Annotated in this window: 7 protein-coding genes and 1 pseudogene; 5 read left to right on the forward strand and 3 right to left on the reverse strand. The window is 49.3% G+C overall.

What is annotated here, in order from left to right:
• The first annotated feature begins 10 nt into the window (after positions 1 to 10).
• The 5 genes and pseudogenes from IPK17_RS36145 (at position 11) to IPK17_RS36165 (ending at position 5,296) form a co-directional block, all read left to right on the forward strand.
• Complete coding sequence (locus IPK17_RS36145; RefSeq protein WP_343422572.1) at positions 11 to 1,324, forward strand: ABC transporter substrate-binding protein; 1,314 nt, start codon at positions 11 to 13, stop codon at positions 1,322 to 1,324.
• Positions 1,325 to 1,441: 117 nt separating this feature from the next.
• A complete protein-coding gene (locus IPK17_RS36150; RefSeq protein WP_343422573.1) occupies positions 1,442 to 2,344 on the forward strand; it encodes an ABC transporter permease in 903 nt (300 codons plus the stop codon).
• 9 nt (positions 2,345 to 2,353) lie between these two features.
• Positions 2,354 to 3,145, forward strand: a complete 792-nt coding sequence (locus IPK17_RS36155; RefSeq protein WP_343422574.1) for an ABC transporter permease — start codon at positions 2,354 to 2,356, stop codon at positions 3,143 to 3,145.
• A 108-nt stretch (positions 3,146 to 3,253) separates the two neighbouring features.
• Positions 3,254 to 4,207 (forward strand): annotated as a pseudogene (locus IPK17_RS36160) (ABC transporter ATP-binding protein); the annotation flags it as partial.
• On the forward strand, positions 4,187 to 5,296 hold the full coding sequence (locus IPK17_RS36165; RefSeq protein WP_343422608.1) for an oligopeptide/dipeptide ABC transporter ATP-binding protein: 1,110 nt from the start codon (positions 4,187 to 4,189) through the stop codon (positions 5,294 to 5,296). The pseudogene IPK17_RS36160 and the gene IPK17_RS36165, both read left to right, overlap by 21 nt.
• 179 nt (positions 5,297 to 5,475) lie before the next feature.
• Here IPK17_RS36165 and IPK17_RS36170 read toward each other — a convergent pair whose 3' ends face one another.
• The 3 genes from IPK17_RS36170 to IPK17_RS36180 form a co-directional block, all read right to left on the reverse strand.
• Positions 5,476 to 6,045, reverse strand: a complete 570-nt coding sequence (locus IPK17_RS36170; RefSeq protein ID WP_343422575.1) for an ABC transporter permease — start codon at positions 6,043 to 6,045, stop codon at positions 5,476 to 5,478.
• A 336-nt stretch (positions 6,046 to 6,381) separates the two neighbouring features.
• Positions 6,382 to 7,413 carry an ABC transporter permease gene (locus tag IPK17_RS36175; RefSeq protein WP_343422576.1) on the reverse strand — a complete coding sequence of 344 codons (1,032 nt, stop codon included), beginning with the start codon at positions 7,411 to 7,413 and terminating at the stop codon, positions 6,382 to 6,384.
• A complete protein-coding gene (locus tag IPK17_RS36180) occupies positions 7,395 to 8,753 on the reverse strand; it encodes an ABC transporter substrate-binding protein (RefSeq protein WP_343422577.1) in 1,359 nt (452 codons plus the stop codon). The genes IPK17_RS36175 and IPK17_RS36180 overlap by 19 nt, the downstream gene beginning before the upstream one ends.
• Positions 8,754 to 10,080: the final 1,327 nt, after the last annotated feature.

A 10,080-nucleotide genomic window follows, 5' to 3' on the forward strand; every position in this document is an offset into this window, starting at 1 on the left:
TGATACTGACTTGATTTTGCGACCGGCATTGGCTGAGACGTGGACACCCTCGGAAGATGGTCTGACTTGGACGCTGACTCTCCGTCAGGGCGTCACATTCAATCACGGTAAAGACTTTAACGCTGATGATGTAGTGTTTACTATCAACCGCCTGATTGACCCCAATACCGCCTCAGCTTTCCCCGGAGCCGCTCCGTATGTCACTGGCGTGGAAAAACTGGATGATTTTACGGTCAATATTCACACTAATCGGGTTGCTGCTGATTTTATCTATAGCCTCTTCCTCTATGTAGCCGCTGTGCTACCTGCCGATTGGCCGGGAGATTTTGTGGCTAACCCTTGGGGAACGGGACCATTTACTATGACTGAATTTAATGCGGGTGAACACGTTAGATTCCAGCGTCGCACCGATTATTGGGGAATGGGGACTGATAATCAATCGCTGCCCTATCTGGACGGGGTTGACTTCATTAACTTCGGTGATGACTTGTCTGCTCTCACGGCCTTACGAGAGGGCACAATACAGTTGGGGCTTGGGGTTCCTTCGTTGCGTGACCAGTATAGTGCTATTCCTGGACTCAACTATGTTACGGTTCAGACGGGCAGTCATGAAGACGCAATTATGCACTTCAATGAGGAACCATGGACTGACTGGAAGATTCGTGAAGCTGTCAAGCTAAGCTTTGACCGCCAGGCTTTCGTAGAAACGAATTTCTTGGGCGCGGCACTCCCGGCAAATGATCAACCGATTGCCCCAGGCATCTACCCACTTGCTCCTGCTAGTGTCACAGCGCGAGTGCAGGATTACGAGAGGGCTAGACAACTTATGGCTGAGGGTGGTTATCCTAACGGTTTTGACGTGACGCTTCTTTATCCTGCAAGCGAGGACTCCGAAAGTTTTGCTACTTTTATGGCATCACAGCTTCGACCGATTGGTATTAACGCTACGTTGCAGCCTGATCCGAATTATTATGACCGATGGCTAGACGACTGGGGACCATTCTACTTAGGCGTCGATAAGTGGACGCAGAAGAATACAGCTAGCGAGATTCTGAATCTTGCCTACCGTTCGACTGGTATCTGGAATGAATCGCATTGGGTGAATCGTGACTTCGACACCTTGCTCGACCAATTTGATGCGGAACTTGACCAAGACACGCGGCAGCAGCAGTTGCAGCAGCTCATGGACATGATTTCGGCGGATGGGGCAGTGTTGATCCCAAGTTGGCACCAGGACGCCCTCGTCGTCAACAGCAGATTTCATTATCAGTTGCATCCGCAATTGTATGTCTGGTTGGCTGATGCCTGGCTTGAACAATCGTAGGTCATTGTTCCTGATGTGAAATTGATGCGGCGACACCTATTCTTTGTGTCGCCGCACTCATTTGGAGTGGTCGATGTTACGGTACATCGTGCGCCGGGAAGTACGCTAGTCGTCACAATGCTGATCCTTTCTATCCTGATCTTTCTTCTGTCAGAAGTTGTACCTATCGATCCTGTGCTGATGATACTGGGACATCAATCCACCGCCGAAGCACGTGCGGCACTGACTGAGCGAATGGGACCGAACCGGCCCCTGCCTGAACGCTATACGCTCTGGATCACCCATTTTGTCCAAGGCGATTGGGGCAAGTCCTATATCCTAGGCGTAGATATCTTGCCGTTGGTGCAGCGGCGATTAACGAACTCCCTAACGCTGGCTATCCTAGCACTAACAATTATTATTCCCGTATCGTTGACGATGGGAATTATCGCCGGTTTACATGAAATGCGCTGGCCTGACCGGTTCATTTCTGTTAGCAGTTTGCTAACGATCTCGATACCGGATTTCCTTATCGGACTGCTGCTCATCCTCGTTTTTTCTTGGTGGCTTAAACTTCTACCGGGTGACAGTAGTTTGCTCGGCGATACCGTTGACTTGATGAAACACTGGCCGAAGCTTGTCCTCCCGTCGCTTACGGCATCACTCGTACTGATTGGGTACATCGCTAGGATCACACGAGTGAGCCTGATCGAAGTCATGGCATCCCCTTACATCCGCACGGCTATTCTCAAGGGACTGCCTTATCGGACGGTGGTCGTCCGTCATGCCCTTCGCAATGCCCTCATCGCACCGATCGCTGTAATTAGTACCCAGATTCCCTGGTTGGTCGGCGGACTGATTGTCATCGAACGGCTATTCAATTATCCAGGTCTCGGTGTTTTGTTTGCCGACGCCGCCTTAAGAAACGACCTTCCTATGATCGCGGCATCGTCCATGGTTGCCGTGACGTTGATCGTGCTGTCGCAGGGAGTCGCTGACCTGCTTTATGCGGTGCTGAATCCACGCATCCGATTCAACTGAGGTGGGGAAATGGACCCAGAAGAACATTTAGAACAACTGGAGACTCCTTCGATCCCCCCATCCCCGGCAAAGCCGGACCCACAGGTCTGGCGGCGGGTTCGCCTTTTGGCGCATAATCCGACAGCGGCAGCGGCCACTCTAGTTCTGGTCTTCTGGCTTGTCATTGCCATTATCGGTCCGGCGATTGCGCCTTATGGCACCGACGAGATCAGTTCCGGTGCAGTTTGGAAAGCTCCCTCAGCAGCGCATCTCATGGGCACCGATCACTTGGGACGTGATATTTTCTCACGCCTCCTAGTTGGCGCCCGCCAAATGGTGCTTTTGCCCACACTGTCGGTCTCGCTGGCGCTATTTCTAGGAACGAGCATCGGTTTGCTGGCGGGCTATCGTGGCGGATGGATAGATGAAATCATCGTGCGTATGATGGACGTGATGATGGCTTTCCCGATGATCATGCTCTATCTGATGATTATCGTCTCGATTGGCGCATCGGCGGTGAACGTGGTCATCGCCTTGGGAATCGGCACGACTCCAGGCGTTTCCCGATTGGTGCGCGGACTCGTGCTAGATTTGCGTAACAGAGAGTATGTTGCCGCTGCTAAGATGCGCGGAGAGTCCGGTTGGTATATCATGTTCCATGAGATTTTACCCAATGCTCTCGGTCCCATTCTGGTAGATGGACTCGTACGTATCGGCTACGCCTGCTTCTCAATGGGGGCGCTGGGTTTTCTTGGGCTGGGGTGCCGCCGCCAAATCCGGACTGGGGGCAGATGGTCAGCCAGGCGCGGACGGCATTGGTGATTACTCCGACTGCGCCGCTGTTCCCGGCATTTGCCATCGCATCACTCGTAATTTCGTTAAATCTGCTGGCCGATGGTCTGATAGAAGTGGCAAAGGCGGATTAAATCCATGACAGTGTTAGAGATCCGGAATTTAAACGTCAGCTTTGAGACGCGCGGTAACTTGGCCCGTGCAGTGCGTAATCTATCGCTGTCCATCCATGAGAGCGAGACCTATGGTCTGGTTGGGGAAAGTGGTTGTGGCAAGTCTACCGTGGCGTTGGCGATTATGGGCTACCTACCACCACGGACATGTAGAGGGCAGCATACGTTTTAAAAATCAGGAGTTGAGGATGGCTTCCCTCAGCAATTATCTCGGCTTCAGGGTAACCGGATTGCGATGGTCTATCAAGACCCTCAGTCCTCTCTCAACCCGGTGCTGAATATCGAAAAGCAGCTTACCGAGGTCATCCTCTCCCATGAAAATGCTGACTACATAGAAGCCCGTAAACGGGTAATCGAAATGCTTGAGCGCGTGCGGATGCCCGATCCTCAGTACGTTCTCAAGCGTTATCCGCATCAACTCAGTGGCGGAATGCAGCAGCGGGTGGTCATTGCTATGGCGCTGCTGCTGCGCCCTGATTTGGTCTTGATGGACGAACCAACGACCGGGCTGGATGTGACCGTTGAGGCAGGGGTGCTTGATCTGCTCCATGAGCTCCAGCGCGAGTTCAAAATGGCCATTCTCTTCATAAGTCACAACCTAGGCGTGATTTCCCGCATGTGTGAACGGGTGGGCATGATGTACGCTGGAGAGTTAATTGAACAGTCCACGGTACGGGAATTGTTTGATCGACCTCACCATCCATATACTGTTGGCTTGCTGCGCTGCGTGCCGAAGTCGGGTAGCTATCGAAGCGATGACGCCTTGTACTCGATTCCGGGGCGAGTGCCGCCGCTGACCTCGCTCCCGAAGGGTTGCATCTTTGCCCCCCGCTGTGCACTGGTCGATCACCGCTGTACAGCTGGTGCTCCATCGCTGGAACAGGTCAGCGCCGACCACATGGTACGCTGTTTCCGCTGGCAGACAGTGCTGGAGCAGCCCGGTTTGGCTGCCCGCTCTGAAGCGCAACCGCCCAGACTGGTGGAGCTGTCCAGCGAAAACCTGCTTGTCGTCCAGAATTTGAAAGTTTACTTCAGCCAAGACGCTGGCTTCCTAAGATTTGCTAGGAAGCCAAGTCTCAAGGTGGTGGACGACGTGAGTTTCAGCCTTCCGCAGCAGAGAACGCTAGGGATTGTCGGTGAAAGTGGTTGCGGCAAAAGCACCATTGCCGGAGCGCTGGCTGGTCTGAAGCCGGTGACTTCTGGCGAGATCCAATTTGCCGGGAGTAATTATACTTACGTCATCGAGCGGCGTAATCGGGAAGCCCTGCGTGGACTGCAAATGGTCTTCCAGAATCCCGATTCGTCACTCAATCCCCGCCATACAGTAGAAGAAGTGTTGAGGCGTCCGCTACGATGTTTCAAGATTGTGGCGCGCGAAAAGGAGCGGGATCACATCATTTCGCTGCTCAATGCGGTTCAACTGGACGAAAGCTATCTGGAGCGCCGTTCCTCTCAGTTGAGCGGCGGCGAAAAACAGCGAGTCTCCATTGCCCGCGCCTTTGCCGGTGGACCTCAATTGGTCTTGTGTGACGAGCCGATTTCGTCCCTCGACGTTTCGGTTCAGGCGGCAGTGCTGAACCTGCTGCAAAAACTCCAACGAGAGCACAATGTAGCTTTGCTGTTTATCTCGCACGATCTCAACATCGTTCGCTATTTGTCGGATGAAGTGGCAGTGGTTTATCTGGGTAAAGTTTGTGAGATTGGACCAACGGAGGCGATTTTCAACCCGCCTTATCATCCCTATACCGAAGCGTTAGTCTCGGCGATCCCAGTGATTAACTCGAAGGGAGAGATGAAGGCTATCCGCTTGGAAGGATCTGTTCCCGGCCCGGCCAACCCCCCCTCGGGCTGCCTTTTTCATACCCGGTGTCCTCGTAAAGTCGGGACAATTTGCGAGACACAGGAACCTCCGGCGCAAAATGGCGGAGATGGACATACCATTTACTGCCATATCCCATTGGAAGAACTGCGCGAAATGCAAACTGTCAAAGCTGTAGTTGTTCAATAGTGACGCCTAATGTGAAATGAAGTTGGCAACAGGGAAAACATCCGTCAGGATAGGAATTACCCCCTCCTAGGGGCAGACCATTTTAGGGAGTACAGATCAACTGCGCTCGTATCGAAGTTACATGGTGGAACTGGCATTTCGAGGTTGCATGACCTCTACGGATGGCAAACGCTCTGCCCTCACTGTTTTCCAGTGACTGTATCAAAAGCATCTCGTAAGCCATCACTAAACAGGAAGATACAAAGAACAGTGGTAGTGATGAAAACGCCAGGAGAAACAATTAACCAGGGGGCACTTCTAGCATTCTCAAGTGAATCACTTAACATATTACCCCAGCTTGGAATTGGCGGCTGAACACCAAACCCGAGGAAACTTAAGCCTGCTTCAGTAAGTATTGCTGAAGCAATGTCAAAGCCAGCAATCACAAGGATTATTGAACTTAGGTTTGGCAAGATATGACGAAGGATAATGCGGTAGTCTTGAGCGCCCAGCGCTCGCGCCGCGTCTACATATTCTCGATTCTTCACTGAAAACGCAATTGCACGTACTTGGCGCGCTGTATTGGTCCAGCCAAGTACACCTAGCATAACCGCCAGCCCCAAAGGAGTTGGCCGGAACAAGACTGATAATACAAGCAAAAGAAAAAATATGGGAATACTTCGTACAATTTGAAGCAATACATTAATTGTAGCGTCTACCCAACCGCCGTAAAATCCAGCAAACAATCCTAATGGCACACCAATCATCATTTGGACAATCATTACAGTGAAACCGATTGTCAACGACACCTGTCCGGCGTATAGCACCCTTGTGAACACATCACGTCCCAAGTTATCGGTACCCAATATATGATTGCCACGAAACCATGGAACGAACGTGTTGCTGAGGTCTTGATCCGTAGGGCTACTTTGCAGAATATGGGTTGCAATTAAGGGCGCTCCGAAGGAAGTCAGTGTGATCAATATAAGGATAACCATTGGAAGCAAAACAAGTGGATTAAAAGACCAACGTGTACGCTGAGTGAGAAGTGGACGAAGAGGGGAATTCATATATTCAGCACCTTAGCATTTACAGTTATGATAGCCTTACACGTGGGTCAGCCCATGTGTAAGCCAAATCAGCAAAAGATTTCCCAGCATTACCAGCAGGGATGATATTAGTATTAAAGCCATTATTACGGGGTAGTCCCGTTGAATCGAAGCTGTATATGCGAGACGACCAATACCCGGCCATGAAAAGACTGTTTCAAGAGCAACTGAACCCGAAATAATAGTTGCGAACGACCCACCAAAGATGGTAATCACGGGAATCATTGCATTACGTAAGACATGGCGTGTAAGAATCCTGCTACCAGTAAGCCCTTTTGCATGGGCGGTGCGAACATAATCTTGGTTCAACACTTCAAAAATCTCTGAGCGAAGGTAGCGTGACCAAACAATCCAATCACCGAAAGCGTACATGGTAGCTGGAAGCACCAGATGCCAGATGCGATCTAAAAGGTCCTCCTGCTTCCCAATCGTATACATACCACCAAGTGGCAACCAACCAGTTGGAGCAGCTACAAAGACTAAAAACATGAGTCCGATCCACCAATGTGGAGCCGCGCTTCCAATAGAGAGGAGAATTCTTATGAAATGATCTATGAAACGGTTGCGCCGAACCGCAGAATAAATACCGAGAGGTATACCGAGAAGACCCAATAGGCGTGCGGCGACGTTCAGTTGAATCGTTGCGGGAATCCGTTCGCTGATTTTCCCTAGGACAGGGCGCGAGTCAACAAATGATCTTCCAAAATCTCCTTGCAGAATACTACCTAACCAGCGTACATACTGGGTAAGTATTGGATCGTTGAGACCGAACGATTCACGTATCCTCTCCGTTGCCTCAGGGCTAATCGTTGGGTCTTCATATATTGCGCCTGGACCGCCCGGCGCAAGGTGCATAATCACAAACGCAATGAGTGATATTGCCCAAAGGATGACAATCGATTGCACTACACGCCTAAGTATGTAACGAAGGTTGCCGCCCATGGAGATATGCCTAAAAGCAAAACAGGGCAGAGCTATGAGACTCCGCCCTGTTTTCGCCGTAGTTTGAGCTATTGACCAACGGACCATTCGTTCATGCGATAATTAACTCCCAGAGGTTCTACTGGGTTGACCACTATACGATTGTTCACAAATGCGTAGCCTCTCAAAGCCACCAAGAAAATGTAAGCCGAGTCTTCGGAGATATGCTGCTGAATCTCTTGATACACAACTCGACGGCTATCAATATCACAGGGCGTTTGATTGCCTTGTGCATATAGTTCTTCGACCCGCGGGTTGATGTATGCCCCTATATTGAGAGCTGGTATAGTTGCCTCGCTCCAAGCTTGGTACATAAAGTGAGGATCTGATGTATCACGTGAGAGGCCGACCCACATATCCCATTCATCAGCGCTATTTTGGAGGTATTCAAAGAGCGCTTGTGACTCTAATGTAACGACTTCTACCTCAATACCAAGTTCTCCGAACTGTTCTTGAGCAATCAAAGCAATCTGTTCCCTTTGACCGTCACCCGTCGGGTAATAAATTGTAAGCTGAATAGGATTGCCATCGGCATCAAGTCGCCTGCCATCGGCATTAAGCACATATCCTGCCTCATTTAGAACATTGTTTGCCTCATCTATGTCAAAGTCATACATTGGAACATCAGGGTTATAGACCCAATTCGATGGTGAGTACGTAGAATGAGTAGGTGCAGCGAGACCATTAAATACAACTTCAGCTATAGATTCACGAGGCATAGCGTAGGAAAGCGCGTGCCGTATCGCATCCTCTTGTAAAAGAGGACGTCTGAAGTTAAATCCGATAAAATACCAGACAGCTTGAGCCGGAGTCCACTCGTAGTACGAGAGGTTGCTGGCTTGTCTCGCTTCACCATAACCAGCTGCTGATACAGGTGCAAAATCAATCTCGCCACTTGTTAATAGTTGCAGCTGGACAGCTGGATCAGGAACAATTCGCGTGGCCAGCATGTCAACTACTGGAACTGAATCAAAATAGCTCTGGTTTGGGGAAAATATTGCATATTCGTCTCTTCTCCATTCCTGTAGTCTCCAAGGTCCCGAAACGACACTAGGAGTTAGTATTTCCGGGTTGTTCTCAGGATCACTCCAAGGTAGGTCCTGCCAAATGTGCATTGGCAAAGGTGTTATTTGTCCAGCGGTCAAAATCCCAGCGCAAGTCGGATTCTTCAATGTTACTTCAAGAGTATAATCGTCCTCGGCTGTATATGACTCAATATCGTTAAAGATCGAGATGTAGGGGTAGTTATTGTCTGGATTGTTTGCTTGATTAAAAGTCCAAACAAAATCTTGTGCAGTGATTGGCGTACCATCACTCCACATCATATCTTGCCGCAGATTAAATGTGAATGTTGTGCCGTCATTAGATAGTGTCCAAGATCCCGCCATATATGGAATTGGCAGATTGGTTTGTGGATCACGTTGCCAAAGACCACTTGCGTAAACTCTAAACTGATAGGTTTTGGAGGTATTGTCAATTGCTACATAGGGGTGAAATGAAACGGCGTCTGTGCCTACTGCCTCAGTAATCGTTCCGCCTTGAATTGGAGTGACGCTCGTTTGCTGTTGAGCATCAAATCTGGAGCATTGACAACTCCATTGAAACTGGGATTAGCCAAAACACTGGATGCTAAGACGAAAACTAGAAATAGAGAAGTAAACAGAACATATAGAATATTGCGGTTTTTCATGGTTCCTGCTCCTTAACTATTGGTTGTGTGTGCGAATGAATTCAACGGTCGAAGTTGCTAAGCCTATTAACTGCTTGTTACATATTGCAGTAAAATCTACTCTGTTAATATTCTCATGCTACAATTGATCTCCTTCATCCAATTTTGGGATTGGCACTAATTCTATTACTTGTTCTCGCTGCGAATGAGCCGGTAATCTCATTGGATATAGTGAATGCGGATAATCAGGATGACCAATAGCTCTATCACCGGTCGGACTATGGCGAAGGTGCCAATCACTTTCAATATAGTGGGTCTGTTCCGGCTTTTGGACAATCTGTTGCCTAATCTCTACTGCGTAGTCGTTGCCAGCAATCTCCAATTTGGAAAGCGTGAACAATATCCCGTGTAGTGGCAAATGACGCCAATCAACATGCCTTGTTCCCGCACTTTGACGAATACGAAGCAACAAAGTCTGTAATCTACTGGAACCCGACGTAAGGTTTTCAGAACCTAACAATATGAGATCCTCAACTAGTTGTTCTAACCTGTGGGGTCTTGGCAAACTCGCCGTATCGGGTATCTTGCTAAGTTCGGCAAACACATATTGGATAGCAGGATCTCCAATATGCCATAGCGACATAATCGCTTCACTTCGGAGTGCACGTTTTGCTCTTGGCATGCACATCGAGTCAGCGCGATTAGAGCTTCAGCACTTCCCAACCTTCCTAGCGCACCTATTGCTAGAAATCGTACTCTTTCTCTCCGCGATCGGAGGCAGCGGATAAGACCATCAACGCTATGGGTCTCCTCAAGTTCCTCAATCATGTGTTCGGGTCTGCGCAGAAAGCCAAACAATTGTTGGGATCCTTCCAAATATCCTAATTTTCCAGAACTATCGCCACACTACAATCTTCCATACTTTTGCTTTATCCACGCAAGTGCAAAATGTCACTACTAACCATATTCATATTTCTTGATCTTACCACAGTTTGGCTAATAGTGAATATTGTGCGTTTCTTGGGGTTCATTTTAAGTTAGGAGCA

It is taken from the genome of Candidatus Flexifilum breve, assembly GCF_016713355.1.